The following is a 20,864-nucleotide window of genomic DNA, read 5'->3' as shown; positions in this document are numbered from 1 at the left end:
GCAATTGTGCTGTCGCCATGCCGAGCTGTTGACCCAAGGCTTGGCTCAATGCGCCGCTTGCGGTCTGTTGATAGCCTAAGCTGACGGTGTTGCCGCGATTTTGGCTGTAACTGATGCCGGCCGTTACCAATGACATCAAGGCTGCCGAGCCGAAGACGCGGACATAATGATGGTTCACCTGATCCTGGAACCCGGCGTATCCGGCGCTATCCGCCCCCGGCATTGCGCCGAGGTCCATCGCTCTTCCGTCCGGGAATACGATCCGCTGCCACGCAATTAATACCCGCTCCTGGCCGTAGGCGACCTGTGAGTCGTAGGTGCCGACCAGACGCGCACCTTGCGGAATCAGCAGATGCCGCCCCGTGGGTGTGTCATATACATCGGATGAGGTTTGGGCCATGATTTGCCCAGGCAGGTCGGAGTTCACGCCGGTAATCAGTGTCGCCGGAATGACGAAGCCGGCACGCAGCTCGAACGGTGTCCGAGGCGGTTCGTCTTTAGAGTTGAGTTTCCAGCGATCGATAGATTGATCTCCCGCGAATTGGCCAAGGTCATTTTTTGACTGCTGAGAGGTTGAGGCTTGAATCAACTGAGGAGCGGAATTATCGCTGTTGTATCCGGCACCTGCACCTCCTCCCGGCAATAAACCCGCCTCCCGCATTGTGTCGATGCGATTTTTGTAGGCGTTGATTGTCCCGTCCCCAGATTTAATTTCGTTGAGCTGCCGGCGGGCGTCAGCCAGTTGTTGAAGCATCGCGGCCCGGCGGTCGCCGGGATTCGCGGCCGATGTCGCCGGCGCACTATCGCCTCGGGCTGCCGGCATACGTGTATCGGCAACCTGGATGCCTGTCGGCGCTTTGAGCGCTTCCATAAACATCTGTTGTTTGAGCATTCGGAATTGCTCAAGCGTTTGATCGCGTACGGACGGGCCTTTGTCGGTTGGGGGAGCCGGCGGCGTATCCAGGTTGGCGGTAGCGATGGGCACCGTCAATTCCGGAGCGGGCTCCGCTTTCGGTACTTCAGCGCTTTCAGGCACATTGGGCATTATGTATCCGTCATATTTGCTGGTCAGCTCTTTGGCGTACATTGAGCTGTTGCCGCCTTTTTTGTCCGCATTCGCTTCTTGGTCCTGTTGGCGGTTCGCGCGATCGATCATGACCAGTGCGATCATCAACATGAATCCCGCAATGACAATGCCGCCGATGTATAACGGCCAGTTGTTGACTCGACGCACACCGGTTCTGAGTCTCTCGCCGCCCGGCGATTCGTCCGGAGACATATTTTCGTCTATCGATGGATTTGCACTCATGCCGTTCCCCTTATTCCTGTTTCGCCCAGAGTCCGGCCGGCGCAAGGTCGGCGCCGTGGACTTGATACAATCGGCCCAGCGCCTGCCCGCCTACGTTAAAACTCACACGATAGTGGTCGAAGCTGATCCGGTCGACCACGTAGTTGAAGGACAAGTCGGAAGGGGCCGCTGTTGCCGTTGTAGGTTTGCGGCTCATGGACGACGATAGGGGCGCTTGTTCCGCCACGCCGTAACCGGCCTTTCGCAGCTTCTGTATGAGCAAAGTGCCGAACGGATCGTTTACCGCTTGCTCGACCGATAGATGCGATTTTGCGGGCGGATACAGGAACGTCAATTGTTTGAACGCATCCTCTGCCATTTGCGCACTATGGGCTGGAGTGGCGTCCGCATAGTTTCCCCATTGTCCCGGCGTTGCACAGGCCGTGAGGATTAACGCCAGGATGGTGATGATCGTCAATTTCATGTCATTTCCCTCCACGGGCGATAGTGACCCGCTCCTGATCGCTGCCGACGCCGGCAATCAGGATTGCCTTGTCGAATACCGAATCGACGATATAGCGGTCGGATTGTACGCGGTAATTGACGAGCACATCTTCGGCCGACGAACCCCATGGCAGTATGGAGTCGTTTCCTCGCACGACCAGCAGTGTCGGCGCTTCGGTTTGGCGCATGGTCGCCGGCATTTCGATGATCGTCTTCTTGCCGTCGTTGTACACGCGCACCGGCCGCCACGGACCCTCGCCGTCAATGGTGTAGTTGAAGTCCAGGTTGCCCAGGTATTCCTGAGTTTCCGGGATGGTGTTGCGTTCGACCTCCTTCTGTTCGCGCAGACGGATCGCGTCCCACTTCGCTTGTGCATCCTCCGGATATGCATACGATATGCGGGGCATGAACTCGGATTTATGGGACCGGAGCCGCATGTGATAAGTGCGGCGATTGGTCGTCACGATCAGGCTGGTATCCAGGCCGACATCGCGCGGCTTGATTATGAGATGCTGCACCTCCGTCGAGCCGTAGCCGGTAATCGACGGTTCGACCTGCCAGCGCACGCTATCGCCCAAATGGACGCCGTTGACCTGTTCACCCGGTTGAAGCTCCACATCGCACACCTGGAGCACCGCGCAGACGATGCTGGGCTGGCTTTGCCCGAACAGGAATTGCACGGAACCGTTGTCTCCCTGCACCGGCTTGATGCCGGTAGCGCTGGCGGCCAGCCAGTCCTTGCCGATTTTTACGCCGGCTTTCTCTTGCGGCGTCAGAACGGGGTTGTCATGGCTGAAATACAGCTCATGAATGTCGTCGCCCGGATTGTCGGCAATAGCGAGTTGCGAACAGGCCAACAGGATGGCAGTAGTCAAAATTCGTCTTTTTCTCATGGCGTTAAACTCCGTTACACCTGGCGAGACCAGGAAAATTCTTTGATGTAAATCCCGAGCGGATTTTTTCTTATGTCCTCCTCGGTAGTGTTAGGGGTAGGCGGGACGAGATAGATGGTCAGTAGCGCCCGCATCCGGATCGGCGCCCCTTTCTGTGCGCCGTCACGGGTGCGGCTGGTCTCGATCCATTCGACCTGCCAGGTTTCCTCGGACTGCGGAATCACCGATGAAACCTGCACGCTGACCGTTTCGTTCGCTGCCCGTGCGAACGGGCTTGCTTCCTCGTCTCGGCTGTACCACTCGTTGACCCGAGCGGTCGCGGCGTCATTCGGGGCAAGCAATGCATAGACCCTGAATATCGCGTCCCGCTGTACCGTGACATCCGGCGTTACCATACGCGCATCGGAGATCCATTTCGCCAGATAGGCATGGATCACGCGCGGATCGGCCGGCTGAGCCACGTCGGCCGCTTTCACCGCCCTTACCTCGCCGATCTTGTCTACCTCGACGACGTACGGGATGAATTTTGATTGGCTGCCGATATGGACCACGCCGGCTACCGCCACCAGGGCGACAAGCAGCGCGGCGATCGCGACCGCTTGCCAGGTGCGCTCGCCTGTCATCAGTCTCCACATCATGTTACCCATTTCCCTACGGGCGTTCAGGTAAGGAGTTTCCTGTTGGTCCTGTTGGGGATCGTGTTTGTTTAGTTTTACGGTCATGCCGCTTCTCCCATATAGTCATGTTCAATGTAATCGTCGATGGCCAGGTTTCGGTTGCGCAGCCATTCTTTTACCCAGCGCTCACCGTGCCGGCGTTCCAATTCCTTGATGCCGGCCACGGCGTCTTTGTCCGATACGCCGACAAACGACAAGGCAAGCGGCCCGAGGGCCAGTTCGACCAGGCGGCGGCCTTTTTCCGAGACGACGTAGTAATGCCGTTTCGGGATCGCTCCCGCAATGATGTCGATTTGCCGGCGGTTGAGCCCCATACGGGCGTACAACGCGGCTGTGTCTTCGTCCCTGGCGTAAATGTTCGGCAGGAATATTTTTGTGGCCGTCGCTTCGAGGATTACATCCAGGATTCCGGAGCCGGCGGCGTCGGTCAGGCTTTGCGTAGCCATGATGACGGCACAGTTGGCCTTTCTGAGCACCTTGAGCCATTCCCTGATTTTTTCGCGGAACACCGGGTTCCCGAGCATGATCCACGCCTCATCCAGGATGATGACGGCCGGCTGTCCGTGCAGCGCCCGTTCGATGCGGCGAAACAGATATAACAGTACCGGAAGGCCGTATTTTTCGCCCAGGCCCATCAATTCCTCGATTTCGAACGTGGTGAACCGGCTCAACGCTAAACCATCCTGATCGGCATCCAGCAAGTGGCCCATACTGCCCTCGATGGTGTATTGCTTTAAAGCTTCACGGATGGATATGTCCTGAATGCTCGTGCAAAAATCGGTTATTGTTTTGTCGCCGTTTTTCCACATGGACATAATGGCGTTACCGATTTCGTTACGCTGTCCGGGCGATGTATGCAAACCATTAAGTGCAAGGATCGTGTCAATCCATTCCATCGCCCACGAACGATCGCCGGCGGTTTCCAGGTGCTGGAGCGGGCAAAATGCCAGTTTCGAGTCGTCGGCCGCAACCTCGTAATGTTGCCCGCCTGCCGCCTTGCAAAGGGCATACATCGACATCCCTTTGTCGAACGCGAACACGCTCATATCGCGGTAGCGCAGGAACGAAGCGACAGTCAGCCCTAAAAACGTCGATTTACCGGCGCCGGTCGGTCCGAACACGATGCCATGGCCCACGTCGCGGACGTGGAAGTTGAGCCGGAACGGCGCGTTCCCGGTGGTGCGGCAGTGCATCAGGGCCGGGCTCAACGGCGGATAGAACGGGCACGGGGCCGCGTTCTCGCCCGTCCAGATTGTCGACGTAGGGATAAGATCGGCGAGGTTCATCGTGTTGATGTGCGGCCGGCGGACGTTTTCATAGCCATGTCCGGGAATGCTCCCGAGGTACGCCTCCAACGTGTTAATCGTTTCTATCCGTGAAACGAACCCGAATCCCTCGATCACTTTCGCGATTTGCCGGGCCGAGGCTTCGACGGCGGCGCGGTCAGCGTCCAGCAATACGACGACGCTGGTGTAGTAGCCTGTCCCGACTAGGCCGGAATTGATTTCGCCGAGGGCGGCGTCGGCATCCTGAACCATATTGAAGGCGTCCTGATCGATTTGCCCGGAACCGGTGTTGAAAACCTGGTCGAAGAAACCGCGGACTTTTTGGTTCCATTTCCGCCTGAACTTGTTCAAATGGCTCACCGCCTCATGAGTATTCAGAAATATAAACCTGTTCGACCAACGGTATTGTGCCGGCAGTTCGGCCAGTGCCGTAAGGATGCCGGGGTACGATTCAAGCGGGAATCCATCGATGGCAACGCATTGGATATATTTTCGGCCAATCTTCGGGACGACACCGCCCCACAACTCCTGCCCGCCGATGACCGCATCCAAATAGAGAGGGTGCGACGGCAGCACGACCGGATGATTAACGCCAGTGATGCAGTTTTGCAGATGCGATAGAAAATCGTCGTAGGTAATTCGACGGCCGTCCTCCTCCTCGATTTTCCTTGATTTCAGCCGGTGCAGTTTCAGCGCGATCGACAAACGGTCTTCCAGATTCGTGCATTCACGCTCAAATTGCGTGATGAGATTCCGGGTCTGTTGTTTTTCATTAGGTGGTTCGCTGTCGTCATCGAAAAGCAGTTCGATGAATTTTTTTTCGGCCTGGATCGGCGGCAGCCAGGTTAAAGTGAGCACAAATGATGATTCGAACATTTCGCCGGCCGACTCGAACGTGCGACGCCGTTCCTCGTCGATCGCGGCGGTGACTGGATCGGGGAAATGCGACATGCCCCGTTCGATGTAGTTGGGCGCGGCGCGACGGATGGCGTCGATATGAATCATCCATCCGCTACCCAGTCGGGCCAGCGCTTGGTTGATTCGGGCTGATAACGCTTCACGTTGCTCGTTGGTGCTGCTGGCGTTATCCTCGCCTTCATACATCCAGGCGGCCGACAACGAGCCGTTTTTGCCGACGATGATTCCATCGGCGACCACGGCCGACGCATTAAGCAGATCGGCCAGGCCGGCGTCGTGTGAACGATATTTGCCTAACCGTAAATGTTTGTCGACCGCCCGGAGTCGCGCAATAAGGATGCCCAAGAGGGCGGCGGCCAGTACCGCCGTTATGATTGCGATTGATTGTACATACATTATTTACGCTCCGTATTGATTCGGAATGGGGTCGATCGCGGCGGATAGAATTTCCGGTAGCGGTGACTCCGCAAAAACACAAACCTCATCAAAGGATCGGATTTGGCCATCAGCCGTAATACATATAAAGCCGATAGCCAGAGACCGATGCCGTAGATAGTGGCTCGCCAGTCCTGCGCGCTGAACACCAGCGCGAAGGCGAGGAGGCCAGCGAATAACACCAGCTCACGGTCGCCGCCCCAAAACAGATTGGGACGGTTGCCGGAGCGCCGGATAGGGATCGTGCGCAGAGCCATGGCTAGACCAGAGCTGGAACGGCGTCCGGATTAACCGCGGCCGTGAGTTCAGCGCCCTTGCCGAAAAACGTCGTCATCATGTTCTGTGCGCCGACCAGCAAGGCCATGACTAGCACTAAGAAAATCAACGTTCTGAAAAAGGCATTGAGTTCGCCGCCGAAGATCAGGACGCCGCCGGCGACCACAATACCGATAATCGACAGCGAAAAGGCAACAGGTCCGGTCACGGAATCCCGCAAGCTGGTCAGCCAGGACTCATACGGCAGCGAGCCGCCGGCGCCGGTGGCCGCCATGGCATCGGGCACGATCGCTAGAGCTAGAAAAATTAAAAACGCCTTAACTAGGGCCGAGTTAAGTTTTTTAGCGGCTAAAATAGACATCATATATTGCTACTCCTGAGATTAAATGGTTTGGGTTTGATACTGGCCGTTCGAGTATCCCGACACCTCAAGGATGTCGCGGATACGGCGGCCGGTCGGGGTTCTGGCGATATGGATAACGACATGAACAGCCTCGCCAATCAGCGGTTCAATGGATCTGGGTGATTCCGAGTGCTGCGACACGTACATGGCAAGTTTCGTCAGGCCGGATCGGGTGTTGTTGGCGTGAAGCGTGCCGATTCCGCCCTCGTGGCCCGAGTTCCAGGCCAGGAGCAAGTTCAGGGCCTCCGGCCCCCGAACTTCGCCCACGATGATGCGACTAGGCCACATACGCATGGCGATCCGCAGCAATTGGGTCATATTCACATCGGTGGTGGCGACGTACTGGACGACGTTCTCGCCGACGCATTGCAATTCAGCCGTATCCTCGATAATGAGGAACCGCTCATGAGCATCGAGGTCGACCATAGCCCGGATGATGGCATTGGCCAGGGTCGTCTTGCCGGAACCGGTCCCGCCGATAATGAGGATATTGCGATGCCCCTGCACGGCGCGATCAATGGCTACCCGTTGATCGGCAGTCATGATGCCCTGCCCAACGTAGTCGTCGAGAGTATGGACCGCGATCGCCTTCTTCCGGATAGCGAAACACGGAGCCGAAACGATCGGCGGGATTTGGCCGGCGATGCGGCTGCCGTCGATAGGCAGCTCGCCCTCGACCATCGGGTGCGAGCTGGTGATGGTCGTATCGAGTGCCGCTGCGATGGTGCGCAATGCGCCTTCGGCGCGGGCCGGCGTCATCGTTCCTATTTTGCGGACCGGCTCTCCGAGGAGTCCATGCCATAACGTTCCGTCTGGGTTGAGTAGGATGTCTGTAGTCCGTGGATTACGGAGCGCGGCCATAACCTCCGCTCCCAGGTCCCTCTCCAGCTTTACAAGCAGGCGCTGACGCGATTGGCTGATTTCAGCATCGTGGATTTTGTGGTGATTCGTAGTCATTTCGGTGTTATTCCGTTGCCATATGATATAACAGATTCGATATTACGTTATCAAATCAGGCAACGTCATGCAAGTTTTTTGTTGCCTATTATGGCAACGAATATTCCTAACGCGAGACAGGTTTTAGTAATTTGTATAACGGTTTTCCAACCGTTGTCGCTAGGATTGCCATGTTATCCAAGCCGACGTTTTGCAAACAATTTTCGACTCGGGATAGGTAAGCGTATCCAATTCCAGTTTTTTCGTGAATATCTCTTAGACTCAATCCGGCCGCCTCACGGGCCGCTTTGAAATTTCGCGCAAAAATTTCCCGTTCTATCGGGTACTCTTTTTGCTCTGGCGGTGGAGATTCTGGATGTTGTTCCCCTTTACCCATGATACTCCATATTTTCACACCCCAATCAAATTGATTATTTAACTGAGTGTTATCATAAAACGTAACAATAGACGGGTCAATTTAGGGTGCGCGTAACGCGCGGGATGGACGCCAGGAGTAAAAATAGCGTCAACCCATTCGATACAGGCCAGATCCTCCCTCGCCCTTTCTGACGATGCTGCAGCATCGTCATTTCCGGCGATACGCGATTCAAAAATGACTCAATAAATAAGCTAGACTCTTAGGAACACTTCTTCCTTTGTAGAGCCGACATGCTGAAAAAAATCCTGTTTGTCATGGCCTTGAGCTTTCCGGCTTGGGCCGAAGAATCCGCTTCGGAAACGAAGAATTTTTGCCTCGATCCCCAGGCCGCCCAAAAGAACGAAGCCTTGGCTCGGGAAACCCCGCGCGATCCGGTCCTGATCCGCTTAGTGGCGATGCGGGCCGGTCTGTGCGACCTGATCGCAAAGCAGGTCATTGATCTCGATTTTGCGATCGATCTTTTTAACGCCGAACATGCCAACGGCGTTCAAAAAAGACTCCAGGAAGAGCAGACTTCGAAGAAAGAAATCGGGGCCTGATCGTGGGGCGAGCGGTCACATCGCCTTGATGACGACCAATTCCCGCCAATTCGTCGTGTAGCTTGGCGAAAGCTTTTCCGCCTTGGGCCGCCAATCCTGCCGAAAGCCTTCGGCCGCGAGCGCGATCCCTTTCGGAAAACGCCGATTGATCTTGTCCACGGCCGCCATGAGTTTTTCGCTCTCGACAAGCCGGGGCGGTCTGTCATTGAACAGGTCCAACTGGGCGGGAATAGCGGCGGGCTGGATGTGGCTGAGCTGTACCCCGCATTTTTGATAGGCATAACCGGGCCTGAATATCTCTTTTAATAAGCGATTGGCAGCGCCGACGATCACGCGGGTATCCGGCGTAGGCGTGGGCAGTTTGATGCCGGCAACGCGCTGGTATTGGGGCTCCTTCGGGTTGAAAAGATTGGTCCGGAGGAAAATAGTGATCCCGCCGGCGACGGAATGCTGGCCGCGCAGTTTTTCGGCGGCGCGGCTGCCGAAGGCGGCCATTGCTTCGGCCAGTTCCTCGTAGGTCGTGAGGCGGCGGCTGAAACTTCGCGAACAAATAATTTGCTGTTTGTCCGGCGCGACCTCTTCCCAGGCCAGGCAGGAAACGCCGTTCAGTTCCAGGACGGTTCGCGCAACAACGACCGTGAACTGTTCTTGCATCCGGTCCGGTGACTGGCAGGCCAAATCCCACACGGTTCGAATCCCGAGCTGGTTGAGTTTGGCCGCGGTGCGGCTGCCGATGCCCCACACTTCATCGACCGGGACGAGTTTCATCAACCTTTCGCGGCGCACCGGGTCTGCCAGGTCCACCACGCCGCCGGTCTGCTTCCACTTCTTTGCGGCATAATTCGCCAATTTCGCCAGGGTTTTGGTCTGTCCCATCCCGACGCAGACCGGGATACCGGTCGCGCGGAACACCGTCATTTTGATGTGCTGGCCGTAGGCGATTGGGTCCGGGTCGCAAACGCCGGTCAGGTCCAGGAACGCCTCGTCAATCGAATACACCTCCACGCTCGGCGCGAACTGTTCTAGCGTTGACATCACGCGGGCTGACATATCCGCGTAAAGCGCGTAGTGGGAAGAAAACAGGTGAATCTTGTGCCGCTTGATCAAATGGCGGACCTGAAACACGGGCGCGCCCATTTTGATCCCCAGGTCTTTCACCTCTTGGCTGCGGGCAACAAAAATTCCATCACCATTGCTCAGCACGCCGACCGGCTTGCCGATCAGATCGGGCCGGAACACCCGCTCACAGCTTACATAGAAATTGTTGGCATCTACCAGCGCGAGGCGCGTTTTACAGGGGGTGGATTGCATAGGTTACGATGCCCCAAATCATCGTCTCCAGCTCTTCGTTGATCGGAATATCGGGATACTCCGGATTTTCGGCTTTCAATTTCCACTGCTCGCCGTCGCGTGCCAGGCGCTTGACGGTCAGTTCGCCGTTCAACGCACAAACGACGATCTTGCCCGGCAGCGGCTGGATCGCGCGATTAATCACAAGAATATCGTTCGGGAAAATGCCGGCGCCGATCATTGAGACGCCTTCGGCGCGACCGAAGAACGTCGCCGCCGGGTGTGTAATCAAGAGCTCGTTCAAGTCGAGCGATTTTTCCACATAGTCGTCTGCCGGGCTTGGGAAGCCGGCCGCGATCTTGCTGGTGAATAACGGCAGTCGCCAGTGCTTCAAGCGGGTCAAGCGCTGGGGATTGGTCAGGAAGGTGTGGGATGGCATCGGTCGAAATCCTGTTCTCTATTTGTTCTCTTTTGGCATTGTAGTCGGCTTTTCCCGATACGCCAACAATAATTCACGAGAATGAGGATGATCTTAGGATGAACGCCAGGAGTAAAACAGATTCAACGCATTCGATACAGGCCAGATCCTCCCTCGCCATTTTTGGCGATGTCAGCTCACATCGTCATTTTTAACGAGGTGGGCCGCTATCGCCATTTCTGACGAGGGTGGATCATTAGCATCCAGCTCGCGCAGGCATTCCATAATTGCTGCACGTTCGAGGGGATCGAGTTTGGCGAGCCTGGCTTTCCATCTGGCCTTTTTGCGCTTAATGCGCTCGCGCTCGCGGAAATTGCTGCCGAGGTAGCGCAGATCGTGCAGATCGGCCGGCGGAGGATAGTTCATCCAGAGCTTTTCGATTGCTAATCCCTGCCTCGTCATGGCGTTAAACTCTACTGTACGCCAGGATGCCAACGGCGAATTGTCATAGAGTGCTGAGCTGTACCCCGAAACCATCACAGGACACGGCAGGCCGGCCAATACTTCGAGCAAGCGTACGTGGTCGGCGTCGGCGTACTCATGTTGATACAGCAGGCCTCCGCGCCTGCTGTCCATTACGTAGGGCGGATCGGCATAGACGAACTCGTTACCTGTAAATGTGTACGAATCCAACCAGCCCACGGCATCACCGCAGTGCAGTTCCAGGCCAGGCACGTCGAGTTGCTGCCGTCGCCACGCCTCGATGACGGTGGGATCAATATCGATAGCGATGCTTCGCGCTGCGGGCCGCTTACGCTCCAGGATATTACCGCCGCCCAGATGCGTTTCTATGTAAGTGTCGTGGGGCGGAATGTTGTTGATGATCGTCTGGTAGACGCCTGAGCCGCCCTTGCCGCCGGGATAACGCATTCTCTACTCTTGTTGTCTATTTAGATCCATCATCGTCATTTCTGACGATGCTGTCAATAGCTTTTCAAGAGTCGGTTTCGCTCGCCGCTTGCAAGGCGGCGTATAGAGCCGTTTTGCCAATCTTAAGGCGTGTCGCAGCCTCGCGGACGTTTAATCCGCTGGCGATGTAGCCTTGTGCTCGTTGCAGCTTTTCGGCAGTGACGACAGGCTTACGGCCGCCTTTTCGTCCGCGTGCAGCAGCAGCCATCAACCCGGCTTTGGTGCGCTCACGGATCAGATCGCGCTCGAACTGACCCAATGCGCCGAACACGTGAAAAATGAGTCGACCGCCTGGAGTGGTGGTGTCGATATTTTCGGTCAATGACCGGAACCCAACGCCTCGCGCTTCCAGCGTGCTAATCGTCTCGATCAGATGCGGCAGGGAACGCCCGAGCCGATCCAGTCGCCACACGACCAGCACGTCGCCGTCACGCAGATAAGCCAAGGCGGCGGTCAAGCCGGGGCGCTCGGCCTTAGCTCCGGATATTGTATCTTCAAAAATCCGCTTGCAGCCCTCTTTGCGTAGCGCATCCGTTTGCAAGGCGGTATCCTGTTCCGCCGTCGATACTCTCGCGTAGCCGATTAATGCCATTGTTGCCCTCTTGTCCGCTATTCCGTCCGCTTATCTTAATGTCCGTAAACCCATAAAACAAGCCTATTATCGGACATTGTCCGGTATGACCGGATAATGATCGTTTTCCGGACAAGAATTAGGTCAACCGAAAAGGGCGTTTAAGATTTTTTGCTCGGCCTTTTTCTTTTGCTCGTTTTTGATTTTAATTTGTTGAGCTTCATTTGAGTTTCCATCGCCTTTTTTTTGACTAAATAGGCATCAAATGTAGGCAGGATTGCACTAACTCGCTCATAACCGGGCGGTAATTTGATTGCATCGCCGATCCACGTATCGTTCACATGATGCTCTAATAGGCGCGGGGCTTCGACGTTGAGCGCCTTCGCAATCGCTTCCAGGGTTTTTATCGATGGATTGCCCGTACCGTCTACTATTTCACAAATAAACGCGGGGCTTATCCCGGACTGTCTGGACAGTTCCGCCTTATTCCAGCCGCGTTCAATCATAAACCGTCTTACATTTATTTTTAATATTTCCAGGTACAAGGGCTGCCTTTTTAGCGGCTAAAGTTAATAAAAGCGAAGTCGGGAATTTGTAAGAATTGGATTACAAGGATTACATTTCGCGCATATAGTAGACCATCCAAAACATTTTTTCAGTTATTTTTAAGAATCTAAAATCAAAGGCATTTTATTGATGAACACTATAAAAAACTATTGACAATTTAAATATGAAAAATAATAATTATGAAACCGCTTTTTTCAGCATAACATACAACTGCAAGGGTTATTAATGGCGCGTTTATCAAAGATGGCCGGTGCGCTCACTGCTCAGGAATACGAAGACGCAGCTCGACGGCACCCAAGGCTATCGGCGAAGGCGAAAAATGTAGCCAAGGCTATTTTGGTTGACGGTTGCACCCTAGATGATGTTGCCGAAAAGCACGCAACTAGCAAACAACTGGCTCATGCGTGGGCCAGCAAAATCTACGATGTGTTCGCGCCGGAGGGCTGGGTAACAGAAACTGTTATTTTGCCGCCTGAGATGATGGAGCAGGTACGGATAATGGAGCAAGAAGCCCGCGAAGCATGGCAGGCGTCACTTGCCAGCCCGCGCATTGTGCGGAGAGCTGGATGACATATCGGGAGGTTGAGTGATAAACACTAACGATGATTTGCCCAGGCCATCAAAACTGGCTAGAGCTGAGAGTCCATATAACTGTGCGCAGATCGATCTATTCAGCGATTTCATCTGCAATACCATCGAAGAGCGAGATCGATTATCTAATGCTATCGATATTTGGGATAGCACACCTCGGTATTCAATATCAAAGAAGGAGCAAACGAAAAGGCGGGACGGCAACGGCAGCCTGCCTTTGCTAACGATTCCCTACGAGTATCGGGGACAACGCTACACCGCAATTATACAGCCTGCAATGATTCAGGATGGCGACCAGATGTTAGCGTTCTATCCCAGTGCAAGCGAGGAGCTGCTCGAGGACGCGCTCAGAAAAATAGCCGTGCGTCAGAATCAGGGATTTTTCGAAAAACAAGCAGCACAAGCAACGCGAAGCGGAGTCTCGTTTTCTTTGCATGAGCTACGCGAGGAACTGGCGGATCGCGGTCATACGCGATCGTATTACCAGATCATACAAAGTCTCACGATTTTGCAACGCAGTCATATCGAGATTCGATCCGGCGACGGCCGAGGGGAAAGGTTTATCGCAGCAAATTACCTGCCGGCCGTGGCCGCAGTGTCGGCAAAACAGCTTGCGGACGATCCTTCCTCTCGTTGGGTCGCTCAGTTCCATCCATTAGTTACGCAATCAATCGATCGCCTCACCTACAGGCAATTCAATTACGATCAGATGATGCAGCACTCGACTCAATTGGCGCGGTGGTTGCACCGGCAATTGTCGCTCAAATTCACCTTTGCCGGATTGATGGCTCCAGACTTTGAAGTACGCTATAGCACAATTAGGCGCGATTCAGCTATGCTGAACCGGAGCCAGGAACGAGACAACCGCAAAGATGTCGATGAAGCGTTTGCAGAGCTAGTCCGAAATGGAGTCCTACAAAAATTCAGCAAAAAATCGCATACGGCCGCACGCGGCAAAGTCGTCGACGTGACGTATATGCTGAAACCGTCACCAGAATTCGTCCGAGAAATGAAAGCGGCGAACAAACGGGCCGGCGACCAGGCAGCCATAGCCGACAGCACAAAGAAAACCGCTAAGCGGTAGTATTAAGGCGCACCTAACCTAAGTGTGTGATTTCACGCAGTTTTGTAAGATATAGATTACAAGCGCATAAATCAGCTTACCGGGTCTCGGTAGTTTTAAGACGCGGGTGATGCCGGTTTTCGGTAGTTTTAAGGCGCGGGTCCCGGTAGTTTTAAGGCGCGGCCGGTGCTTATCCACAAGCTCAACCGACAAAGCACGGTAGCTTTAAGGCCCACCTCGATCAAAAAACGGTAGCTTTAAGGCGCACCTCGATCAAAAAGCGGTAGTTTTAAGGCGCGGGTGATGCCGTTTTTCGGTAGTTTTAAGGCGCAGGTCGTATCGGAAAACCGGAAAATCCGACCCTGGCGGTAGATTTAAGGCGCGTAGAAATCGATTTACCTTTAGATAATCAATTGTTTGCAACCCTTTATTCTTTATCCTTTATTTATCCTTTTTAAATTATCCTTATTATTTGGATGATGGCATTGACCTGATAAAGGAAAAAACGAAAGAAAACGCGCCTACCCTCCGCCATCCATGGCTCCGCCCCGCGCTATCGCGCGGCCTATGCGCGGCGTCCTGCCGCTTCAAAAGCATAAGGAGCCGCAAAGCGGCAACCATTTTGATAAGAAAGTTACTTCAACTCAGAACCAAAAACAACATCACTCATAACCAAACCCTATAAAAGGCTAAAACAAGCAGTTGTGTTACCAGCCGCCACTTTGACTACGGCAAGTAAATTCGAGTATTCAAAAGCAATAAGCGGCTATCGCCGCAGTTTTACGCCAGGGGAGGGTCCGGCCTTTTTCATATAAATAATAATAATCTTATTATTATTATTTATAAATCCGTTAATTTACCTTATCATCTTGATTTACAATAACATAAATGGGTTTTTTGCTTGACAAATAAGAATAATATTATTATTATTCAATCTAACGTAGTTCATTTTTTAAAGGTACTCTCTATGACGCAGATTCCTAGTGATATTCAGACTCGCATTGTTCGCGTGGCTAATGAGCTGTTCGAGCAAACCGGCAGGCAATCATTTCCAACGGTCGACCAGGTGCGCAGAAACGCCCGAGTAGATATGAACGCGGCTAGTGCCGTGATGCGAGAATGGCGGCGGGCTCAAGTCGCACAAGTGACGCCGGTCGCGGTACAGGTTCCGGAGCCCATTGCCCAATTACACCAACAGGGGTTAGCGGCGATTTGGGCTAAGGCTCAGGAATTGGCAAACGATAGTCTCCGCGCAGCTCAGACAGGCTGGGAGACAGAGCGGGAAGAATTGGAGGTCATCCGCCAGGAGCTGGCGGAAGCGTTCGAGGACCAAGCCGCCGAACTGGAACAGGCGAGGGCAAGCTTGGTCCAGGCGACGGCAGAACACGAAACGGCCATAAAGCTGGTCAAGGACGAATTGGCTGTCGCCAGGACCGAGATCGCGCAAGCGGTCACTCGGGCTGACAGAGCAGAGGCCAAGGTATCGGAAATCGAACGTCGTGCGAACGATCTACATACTGAACTAGAAAGATCCCATCAGGAAGTCGATCAAGCTCGTGGGACCATTGCCGAACTGACGGTAACGCTTCGGGCGACGCAGGATAAAGCCGTCGCTTTGGATGCGGAAAAACAGGCTGAAATCAAGGCCGTGCAAAACTCATTGGATCGGATGCGCGATACAGCAAATCAGGAACGTGAACGCCAGGACGAAGAGCTGGCAAAACTCAGGCTTGAAGCAAATCAAGCTCGCGAAGAATCGGCGAGGATGAGCGGAGAGTTGGACGCTCTTCGGACGCAAAATTCCGCATTGTTGGCGGCATTAAAACCGGCAACGGCCAGGAAAGGCAAAAAGGTGCTGGATACGAAGAGTAATGAATGACTGAGAGATATGAGTTATGGAGCAAAACAAAATTGTTCAATTTCCACGAGAACGTGTGTCAAAGGAGCCCGCCCCGGCGTCCGCTACGCCTATGGAGCCAAGGAAATCGTTGCCGCTGGTTCTATGGGAAGTGTCGATAGCGATCATTTGGATGATGGTTTTTTTTGCATGGCGTATTGCCCGATGGCCGTATGCCATATTCTGCGCTTTCCAGTTTCTGCGCATGCTGATTAATTGGAGCACGCCGGGAATGCATGCAGGATGGGTGTTTCTTGGCTATTTTGCGGTCCTCTGTTTCTTTGAGAATATGCCTCTGATATATCGGCCCAAGGCGTTCGATGACAAATAATTTTAGCGGCTAAAACAGGAATCAAAATGAGTGATTATTTAGAATGGGTTGGTTCATTGGCCGGTTTGCTAGGGTCTTTCCTTTTAGCGACGCATACACGGGTTTCCCGTTACGGGTGGTTGGCATTTTTGATTGCCAATATTGCGATGATTGGTTTTGCGTTTATGGGGCGTCATTATGGTCTTTTGACGCAACAGCTTGGATTTATGGCAACCACATTGCTAGGGGTTTATCGGGCAGGGTTATTGATAAAGTTTAGCTAAATTATGTTGATTTATTAGGGCATAATGCCCTATAATATCTTTGAAGGCCGGGCATCCCGCCATGGTCAATTACCGGAGAAATCTGATGAAACCTCAAAATCATAGCCCCATAACCGCGAATCTAGTAACCGGAGATAATCGCCTCGACTTTTTGCCTACTATGTTCGGGGCGCGTTTAATGTTGCGCGGCGAAATGCTAGTGTACGAATGGATGGATCGTCTGTCCGAGGACTACGGCGGGGGATTATGGAATTTCTACACTTTATCAAACGGCGGTTTTTACATGGCTCCGGTCCTGGATAAGCCTCTGAGCCTGGCGGTGTCTGATAATTGGTTCGAAGGCGAGCTTTCGGCCGATGCGGCTGGTATTGTTGCGACTCTATTCGCTCTATGCCAACTCTCTGAGGAAACGCAAGGCACTGAGGCGGGTGATACCCTGATTGATCGGTTCTATTTCCTGCGCGGTTATGCCGCCGATCACGCCGAAGCTCGCTTGATCTTCGCTGCTATCGATTAGGAGGAAAGGCCCCGGTCGCAAGCCCGGGGCTTTTAAAACGTATGAGCAACGAAACAACTATAGCTGTAAGGCGGAAGATAAAAAAAGCGGTGAAGAAAACTGTCGCTCGTGATCGGACACGGGAAAACGCCAGGGATGTAAGGGCATCAGAGATTGCCGCCTTAATGCCGTCTGATATGGTGGGCCTGCTGGACGCTGCGATGAGCGCGGTTCGTGATCTACATGCCGCCGTCCTGGCGTCAGACAATCAAGCGGCGGAAGCCGCTGAGGAGCGTTATGAGGCGATCGTTTGGAAGCTAAACGACGGTCAGTTTTTTGCTTGTCGGGCTGATGAAGACAGTCCCGGCTGCATAATTGACCGACATTGCGCGGCGATCCCCGGCGAGATTCCTATGTGGGGTCAGTATGGCGAATTTATCATTCAGGTCGATGGTGTCCGCGCCTTGGTAAAGTTTGGCGATGGCTATGGTGTAGGGCAAACGCATTTTACGTTTCATGCCGTAGACTTGGATCGGCCTTTTATTTCTGAGACCGGTTACCGCTCGCACTTCGATGTGCCATATGCTGGTCGCACCGTAGATGAGGCGGCGGCCGCCATTTTCGGCACTTACCTCAAAGATTCCAAGCCGCGCAAAATCGCCGATGCGGACCGTGACAGGCTGGCCGACGATCCCTTGCCTGCATGGTGTATAAACCTAGTGCCGCCGGCATCGCGGTCTCCGGCAACTGTTGTTGTGCCGATAGGGTATGTTCTGGTCGATGTGTATCTTCCGCCTCAGAAGGCTTATCTCGCTCGCAAATGGGCCGAGCAGGCGCAGGTCAAGATTAAGGCTGACAAAGCCGATCAGTCAGGTTCAGATCCGGCATCGCCAATTATGACGATACCCTGCAGTATCGCCATAAACAACGATGGTGAAAAACTACCGTTCCAAATAGGCCAGAGGTGCGAAATTGTGAGTATTCATCATCCGTGTTTTGCCAAGATGATTGGCAGCCGTGTCGTAATCACTAAGGTCTGCCCAGATACGTTCCAGGTGTGGGCGCATGACGATAAACCGGTCCGGTATCGCATAAATAAACAAGGAAGACAGGTGATCGATTATGACCCGAAATGCGTGCAGTCCCTGTACAGCTTCGACCAATTGAAAGTTTTGACCATAGGAGAGCAAGAGCGTGAGCCAAATAACGATTAGGAATGAATGTCTGCAACCTGCAGAGAGTTGGGCGCAGCCGAAAGGCGAAGAAGTTCGGGAGGTTCTACGACTCGCAGGCTTTAGCGGCAGCAAGGCTGCCAGGGTATTGGGGCTTGGAGCGACAGGCGGTCGAACCGTAAGGCGTTGGGTTGGAGATGACTCCCCGATCCCTTATGCAGCCTGGGCGCTGCTTTGCGAATGCGCGGGGTTAGGAATAATCTGGAAAAAAGAATAGAGTTGCCCCGGATAAATCCGGGGCGATGCCCTGGTGCGGGAACACATGGGCGTAACTTTCTCATTGGCGAGGAAGTCGCGGTATTAAACACGGTGCAAGGTAATGGGTCAAGCTGTGTTGCCTTTTTTAGCGGCTAAAATTCTTGACATTAGTTTATAGTTTAGCTAAACTGGCGTTGTGGTTGGCGGCGGGAACCGCCTTTTTTCAATAATCATGGCGAGGAGTTAGGTGTGATGTATGGCAAAGCTTATGTCGATGGACGAGTTTCGAGAAGCTATAAAGGGCCTGGACATGGGGTCGCAGAACCTGGAAATAGCCGAGGGTGTGCTGGTTCGAGGCGAACAACAAACGATGTACATGCAGAAATTCGGGTTATCGCGGGGAGCGGTGTCACAGACGGTCAACCGGGTACGGAAAGCGCATCAGGAGCTGTTAATCAATCGCTCAGGAATGGAGCGGGTAACGGTGGTGTTGCCGGAACATCAGGCGTTCATCGTCAAGAAATGGGCGGAAGACGCCCTAAAGAGAAAAAAACGGAACGAATCATGAAAACATTGGTTACTGCAATTCAGAAGGGCGGGCAGGGGAAAACATTTGCAACGTGTCATCTGGCGTTTGATTTCGCTGAGCGTGGCCTTCGTGTTGCAGTAATCGACCTGGATACTCAGGGTAATGCATCATTTACGCTGTCCGATCATCAATCAGGATTCGTATCCAGTCAGCTATTCGCTGGCAATGTCGATGAGCTTCGCGGTTGGTTCGATAACCGCGATAACAACGGTATTGCCCTGATTGCCGCTGATGCCGACTTAGCCAATCTGGACAAAATGGATTTATCTCATGCTGCCGGTGCGCTGCGTAATAGCGTTGCCGCGTTGGGGGATTATTTCGATGTGTGTTTGATCGATACGGCCCCTTCCCTTGGTGTCGGTATGACAGCAGCGGTATTGTCCGCTGATTACATGCTATCTCCGGTAGAAATGGAAGCGTATAGCCTACATGGGATGCGGAAGATGGTTGCCGTGGTTAGCAACCTCCGCAAAATGAATCCCAAGCTGCGCTTTCTGGGAATGGTGCCGAACAAAGTGGATGCGCGGAAACCGCGGCATATCGCTAACCTGGCGGCTGTGCAGGAAGCGTATCCGCAGCTCGTTCTGCCGATTAGCATCGGGATGCGCGATTCGATCGCCGAGGCGCTGGGCGAACAGATGCCGGTCTGGATGATTAAAAAAACAGCCGCTCGGCTGGCAACAAAAGAAGTCCGGGCATTGGCAAATTACGTTTTTGAGAAGATGGAGATCAAATGATGAAACCGATGAAGAAAGTAGCGGCCGGTTTGGGGCTGGATAGTTTGGGCGATCTTTCCGGTCTTCTCAGTGAACCTATGACCGTAGGTGATCCGAAAAAGCCGTATGAGATTTCTCTCGATTTAATCGATGAAGACCCGGATCAACCGCGTCATGCAGATAATCCGGGGTTTTCGCCTGAAAGCATTGCGGAAATAGGGCAGACGATCAAAGACCGTGGCGTAAAGTCGCCGATATCGGTACGGGAGAATCCTAATGTAGAGGGCCGCTACATCATCAATCATGGCGCCCGTCGATACCGTGGCTCCAGGTGGGCCGGAAAGGAGAAAATCCCGGCATTCGTCGACAACGACTACAATCACGCTGACCAAGTGATTGAAAACCTTCAGCGCAATGAGCTGACGCCGCGCGAAATCGCCGATTTTATTGGCCGAGAGCTGGCGAGCGGCAAGAAGAAAGGCGATATTGCTCGCGAGATCGGAAAGTCGCCGGCATTTGTTACTCAGCACGTGACGCTGCTCGATTTACCGGAGTCGATCGCCGAAATATTCAATAATGGCCGTGTCAGAGACGTTACCGTGGTCAATGAGCTGGTCAAAGCGTATGAGAAAAACGAGGATGATGTTAAGGCTTGGCTGGAAGACGATTCTCAGGAATTCACGCGCGGATCGGTCAAATTGTTACGCGAGTTCATTGATTCGAAGAGCAGTGGTAGTGCAAAAAACCTGCCGAGTTTTGTCAGTAGCCGCGATCCTCACCCGGTTGATGCCGTCTCTGGGGGCAAGGATGCGGAAAAAACAGAAAATCAAAGCCAGGATCAAACTACCCCGCCCGTAGTAGATCAGCAGACTAAAACCTCTGAGCCTGAGAAAACTCTCGATCCTGAGAAATTCAAAAAAGCAATTGTCCAGGTGCGGCATGACGATCGGCCCGGTCGTTTGCTGCTCAACAAGCGCCCGCCGGCGCATGGCTTTGCATGGGTGAAATACGACGATGACGGCCATGAATTCGAGGCTGATTTGTCGACTGTTGAACTGGTTGCCGTCATCGAGGGATGA

Annotated in this window: 25 protein-coding genes; 11 read left to right on the top strand and 14 right to left on the bottom strand. The window is 53.6% G+C overall.

The window, feature by feature from the left end; genetic code table 11:
• From A3OW_RS0123620 to A3OW_RS29205, 9 genes are all read right to left on the bottom strand, one after another.
• Positions 1-1,309: TrbI/VirB10 family protein (locus A3OW_RS0123620; protein ID WP_026223899.1), on the bottom strand; the 1,309-nt coding region annotated here is incomplete at its 3' end.
• A 10-nt stretch (positions 1,310-1,319) separates the two neighbouring features.
• The gene (locus tag A3OW_RS0123615) at positions 1,320-1,772 is read right to left on the bottom strand and encodes a hypothetical protein (RefSeq protein WP_020565934.1); all 453 of its coding nucleotides are present in this window, start codon (positions 1,770-1,772) and stop codon (positions 1,320-1,322) included.
• A 1-nt stretch (position 1,773) separates the two neighbouring features.
• Complete coding sequence (gene trbG, locus A3OW_RS0123610) at positions 1,774-2,685, bottom strand: P-type conjugative transfer protein TrbG (RefSeq protein ID WP_020565933.1); 912 nt, start codon at positions 2,683-2,685, stop codon at positions 1,774-1,776.
• A 14-nt stretch (positions 2,686-2,699) separates the two neighbouring features.
• The gene (locus A3OW_RS0123605; protein WP_020565932.1) at positions 2,700-3,407 is read right to left on the bottom strand and encodes a VirB8/TrbF family protein; all 708 of its coding nucleotides are present in this window, start codon (positions 3,405-3,407) and stop codon (positions 2,700-2,702) included.
• Positions 3,404-5,962: a VirB4 family type IV secretion/conjugal transfer ATPase gene (locus tag A3OW_RS0123600; RefSeq protein WP_020565931.1), complete on the bottom strand. Its 2,559-nt coding sequence runs from the start codon at positions 5,960-5,962 to the stop codon at positions 3,404-3,406. Before A3OW_RS0123600 ends, A3OW_RS0123605 begins: the two co-directional genes overlap by 4 nt.
• Positions 5,962-6,258: a conjugal transfer protein TrbD gene (locus A3OW_RS0123595; protein ID WP_020565930.1), complete on the bottom strand. Its 297-nt coding sequence runs from the start codon at positions 6,256-6,258 to the stop codon at positions 5,962-5,964. Before A3OW_RS0123595 ends, A3OW_RS0123600 begins: the two co-directional genes overlap by 1 nt.
• Positions 6,259-6,260: 2 nt before the next feature.
• On the bottom strand, positions 6,261-6,641 hold the full coding sequence (trbC, locus tag A3OW_RS0123590; protein ID WP_026223898.1) for a conjugal transfer system pilin TrbC: 381 nt from the start codon (positions 6,639-6,641) through the stop codon (positions 6,261-6,263).
• A gap of 18 nt (positions 6,642-6,659) precedes the next feature.
• The gene (trbB, locus tag A3OW_RS0123585; RefSeq protein ID WP_083918302.1) at positions 6,660-7,637 is read right to left on the bottom strand and encodes a P-type conjugative transfer ATPase TrbB; all 978 of its coding nucleotides are present in this window, start codon (positions 7,635-7,637) and stop codon (positions 6,660-6,662) included.
• A 106-nt stretch (positions 7,638-7,743) separates the two neighbouring features.
• On the bottom strand, positions 7,744-8,013 hold the full coding sequence (locus tag A3OW_RS29205) for a helix-turn-helix domain-containing protein (RefSeq protein WP_083918301.1): 270 nt from the start codon (positions 8,011-8,013) through the stop codon (positions 7,744-7,746).
• Positions 8,014-8,285: 272 nt separating this feature from the next.
• On the opposite strand from A3OW_RS29205, the gene A3OW_RS0123580 reads away from it, so the two are divergent.
• Positions 8,286-8,594, top strand: a complete 309-nt coding sequence (locus A3OW_RS0123580; protein ID WP_020565927.1) for a hypothetical protein — start codon at positions 8,286-8,288, stop codon at positions 8,592-8,594.
• 15 nt (positions 8,595-8,609) lie between these two features.
• On the opposite strand, the gene umuC is transcribed toward A3OW_RS0123580, so the two are convergent.
• The 5 genes from umuC to A3OW_RS25780 all read right to left on the bottom strand — a co-directional run bounded on the left by umuC (position 8,610) and on the right by A3OW_RS25780 (position 12,387).
• Entirely contained in the window at positions 8,610-9,905 is a 1,296-nt protein-coding gene (umuC, locus tag A3OW_RS0123575) for a translesion error-prone DNA polymerase V subunit UmuC (RefSeq protein ID WP_020565926.1), read from the bottom strand.
• Entirely contained in the window at positions 9,886-10,323 is a 438-nt protein-coding gene (locus A3OW_RS0123570; RefSeq protein ID WP_020565925.1) for a LexA family protein, read from the bottom strand. The genes umuC and A3OW_RS0123570 overlap by 20 nt, the downstream gene beginning before the upstream one ends.
• Before the next feature lie 171 nt (positions 10,324-10,494).
• Positions 10,495-11,232 (bottom strand): DNA methylase, encoded by a 738-nt coding sequence (locus A3OW_RS25785; RefSeq protein WP_020565924.1) that lies wholly within the window; start codon positions 11,230-11,232, stop codon positions 10,495-10,497.
• A 64-nt stretch (positions 11,233-11,296) separates the two neighbouring features.
• Positions 11,297-11,863, bottom strand: a complete 567-nt coding sequence (locus tag A3OW_RS0123560; RefSeq protein ID WP_020565923.1) for a recombinase family protein — start codon at positions 11,861-11,863, stop codon at positions 11,297-11,299.
• A gap of 140 nt (positions 11,864-12,003) precedes the next feature.
• Positions 12,004-12,387, bottom strand: coding sequence for a helix-turn-helix domain-containing protein (locus tag A3OW_RS25780; protein WP_033413154.1), 384 nt, complete (start codon positions 12,385-12,387; stop codon positions 12,004-12,006).
• A gap of 247 nt (positions 12,388-12,634) precedes the next feature.
• Here A3OW_RS25780 and A3OW_RS0123550 point away from each other — a divergent pair, with 247 nt between their 5' ends.
• The 10 genes from A3OW_RS0123550 (at position 12,635) to A3OW_RS0123505 (ending at position 20,864) form a co-directional block, all read left to right on the top strand.
• Positions 12,635-12,979, top strand: a complete 345-nt coding sequence (locus A3OW_RS0123550) for a TrfB-related DNA-binding protein (protein WP_020565921.1) — start codon at positions 12,635-12,637, stop codon at positions 12,977-12,979.
• Between the two features lie 16 nt (positions 12,980-12,995).
• The gene (locus tag A3OW_RS25775; RefSeq protein WP_020565920.1) at positions 12,996-14,084 is read left to right on the top strand and encodes a hypothetical protein; all 1,089 of its coding nucleotides are present in this window, start codon (positions 12,996-12,998) and stop codon (positions 14,082-14,084) included.
• A gap of 880 nt (positions 14,085-14,964) precedes the next feature.
• Positions 14,965-15,942 carry a DNA-binding protein gene (locus A3OW_RS0123540; protein WP_198291396.1) on the top strand — a complete coding sequence of 326 codons (978 nt, stop codon included), beginning with the start codon at positions 14,965-14,967 and terminating at the stop codon, positions 15,940-15,942.
• Positions 15,943-15,958: 16 nt separating this feature from the next.
• Positions 15,959-16,291, top strand: a complete 333-nt coding sequence (kleE, locus tag A3OW_RS29200; protein ID WP_020565918.1) for a KleE stable inheritance protein — start codon at positions 15,959-15,961, stop codon at positions 16,289-16,291.
• A 26-nt stretch (positions 16,292-16,317) separates the two neighbouring features.
• Positions 16,318-16,554, top strand: a complete 237-nt coding sequence (locus A3OW_RS0123530; protein ID WP_020565917.1) for a hypothetical protein — start codon at positions 16,318-16,320, stop codon at positions 16,552-16,554.
• An 85-nt stretch (positions 16,555-16,639) separates the two neighbouring features.
• The gene (locus tag A3OW_RS0123525) at positions 16,640-17,071 is read left to right on the top strand and encodes an antirestriction protein (protein ID WP_020565916.1); all 432 of its coding nucleotides are present in this window, start codon (positions 16,640-16,642) and stop codon (positions 17,069-17,071) included.
• Between the two features lie 41 nt (positions 17,072-17,112).
• Positions 17,113-18,264, top strand: coding sequence for a hypothetical protein (locus tag A3OW_RS0123520; protein WP_020565915.1), 1,152 nt, complete (start codon positions 17,113-17,115; stop codon positions 18,262-18,264).
• Positions 18,265-18,736: 472 nt separating this feature from the next.
• On the top strand, positions 18,737-19,048 hold the full coding sequence (locus A3OW_RS0123515; protein ID WP_020565914.1) for a TrfB-related DNA-binding protein: 312 nt from the start codon (positions 18,737-18,739) through the stop codon (positions 19,046-19,048).
• A complete protein-coding gene (locus A3OW_RS0123510; protein WP_020565913.1) occupies positions 19,045-19,806 on the top strand; it encodes a ParA family protein in 762 nt (253 codons plus the stop codon). Before A3OW_RS0123515 ends, A3OW_RS0123510 begins: the two co-directional genes overlap by 4 nt.
• Positions 19,803-20,864 (top strand): transcriptional repressor gene korB, encoded by a 1,062-nt coding sequence (locus tag A3OW_RS0123505; RefSeq protein WP_020565912.1) that lies wholly within the window; start codon positions 19,803-19,805, stop codon positions 20,862-20,864. The genes A3OW_RS0123510 and A3OW_RS0123505 overlap by 4 nt, the downstream gene beginning before the upstream one ends.

Source organism: Methylosarcina fibrata AML-C10, from assembly GCF_000372865.1.
Taxonomy (GTDB): Bacteria; Pseudomonadota; Gammaproteobacteria; order Methylococcales; family Methylomonadaceae; genus Methylosarcina; species Methylosarcina fibrata.
The sequence above is the reverse complement of the archived record's forward strand: the minus strand, read 5'-3'. Positions and strand labels throughout refer to the sequence as shown.

What these genes read in the sequence shown, in the direction of transcription:
- A3OW_RS25785 (WP_020565924.1), bottom strand. Translation starts at nt 11,232, where the DNA reads ATGCGTTATCCCGGCGGCAAGGGCGGCTCAGGCGTCTACCAGACGATC.
- trbC (WP_026223898.1), bottom strand. Translation starts at nt 6,641, where the DNA reads ATGATGTCTATTTTAGCCGCTAAAAAACTTAACTCGGCCCTAGTTAAG.
- A3OW_RS0123505 (WP_020565912.1), top strand. Translation starts at nt 19,803, where the DNA reads ATGATGAAACCGATGAAGAAAGTAGCGGCCGGTTTGGGGCTGGATAGT.
- trbG (WP_020565933.1), bottom strand. Translation starts at nt 2,685, where the DNA reads ATGAGAAAAAGACGAATTTTGACTACTGCCATCCTGTTGGCCTGTTCG.
- A3OW_RS0123605 (WP_020565932.1), bottom strand. Translation starts at nt 3,407, where the DNA reads ATGACCGTAAAACTAAACAAACACGATCCCCAACAGGACCAACAGGAA.
- A3OW_RS0123510 (WP_020565913.1), top strand. Translation starts at nt 19,045, where the DNA reads ATGAAAACATTGGTTACTGCAATTCAGAAGGGCGGGCAGGGGAAAACA.
- A3OW_RS0123525 (WP_020565916.1), top strand. Translation starts at nt 16,640, where the DNA reads ATGAAACCTCAAAATCATAGCCCCATAACCGCGAATCTAGTAACCGGA.
- umuC (WP_020565926.1), bottom strand. Translation starts at nt 9,905, where the DNA reads ATGCAATCCACCCCCTGTAAAACGCGCCTCGCGCTGGTAGATGCCAAC.
- A3OW_RS0123570 (WP_020565925.1), bottom strand. Translation starts at nt 10,323, where the DNA reads ATGCCATCCCACACCTTCCTGACCAATCCCCAGCGCTTGACCCGCTTG.
- A3OW_RS0123560 (WP_020565923.1), bottom strand. Translation starts at nt 11,863, where the DNA reads ATGGCATTAATCGGCTACGCGAGAGTATCGACGGCGGAACAGGATACC.
- A3OW_RS0123595 (WP_020565930.1), bottom strand. Translation starts at nt 6,258, where the DNA reads ATGGCTCTGCGCACGATCCCTATCCGGCGCTCCGGCAACCGTCCCAAT.
- A3OW_RS0123600 (WP_020565931.1), bottom strand. Translation starts at nt 5,962, where the DNA reads ATGTATGTACAATCAATCGCAATCATAACGGCGGTACTGGCCGCCGCC.
- A3OW_RS0123515 (WP_020565914.1), top strand. Translation starts at nt 18,737, where the DNA reads ATGGCAAAGCTTATGTCGATGGACGAGTTTCGAGAAGCTATAAAGGGC.
- A3OW_RS0123580 (WP_020565927.1), top strand. Translation starts at nt 8,286, where the DNA reads ATGCTGAAAAAAATCCTGTTTGTCATGGCCTTGAGCTTTCCGGCTTGG.
- trbB (WP_083918302.1), bottom strand. Translation starts at nt 7,637, where the DNA reads ATGACTACGAATCACCACAAAATCCACGATGCTGAAATCAGCCAATCG.
- A3OW_RS0123530 (WP_020565917.1), top strand. Translation starts at nt 16,318, where the DNA reads ATGAGTGATTATTTAGAATGGGTTGGTTCATTGGCCGGTTTGCTAGGG.
- kleE (WP_020565918.1), top strand. Translation starts at nt 15,959, where the DNA reads ATGGAGCAAAACAAAATTGTTCAATTTCCACGAGAACGTGTGTCAAAG.
- A3OW_RS29205 (WP_083918301.1), bottom strand. Translation starts at nt 8,013, where the DNA reads ATGGGTAAAGGGGAACAACATCCAGAATCTCCACCGCCAGAGCAAAAA.
- A3OW_RS0123550 (WP_020565921.1), top strand. Translation starts at nt 12,635, where the DNA reads ATGGCGCGTTTATCAAAGATGGCCGGTGCGCTCACTGCTCAGGAATAC.
- A3OW_RS0123615 (WP_020565934.1), bottom strand. Translation starts at nt 1,772, where the DNA reads ATGAAATTGACGATCATCACCATCCTGGCGTTAATCCTCACGGCCTGT.
- A3OW_RS0123520 (WP_020565915.1), top strand. Translation starts at nt 17,113, where the DNA reads ATGAGCAACGAAACAACTATAGCTGTAAGGCGGAAGATAAAAAAAGCG.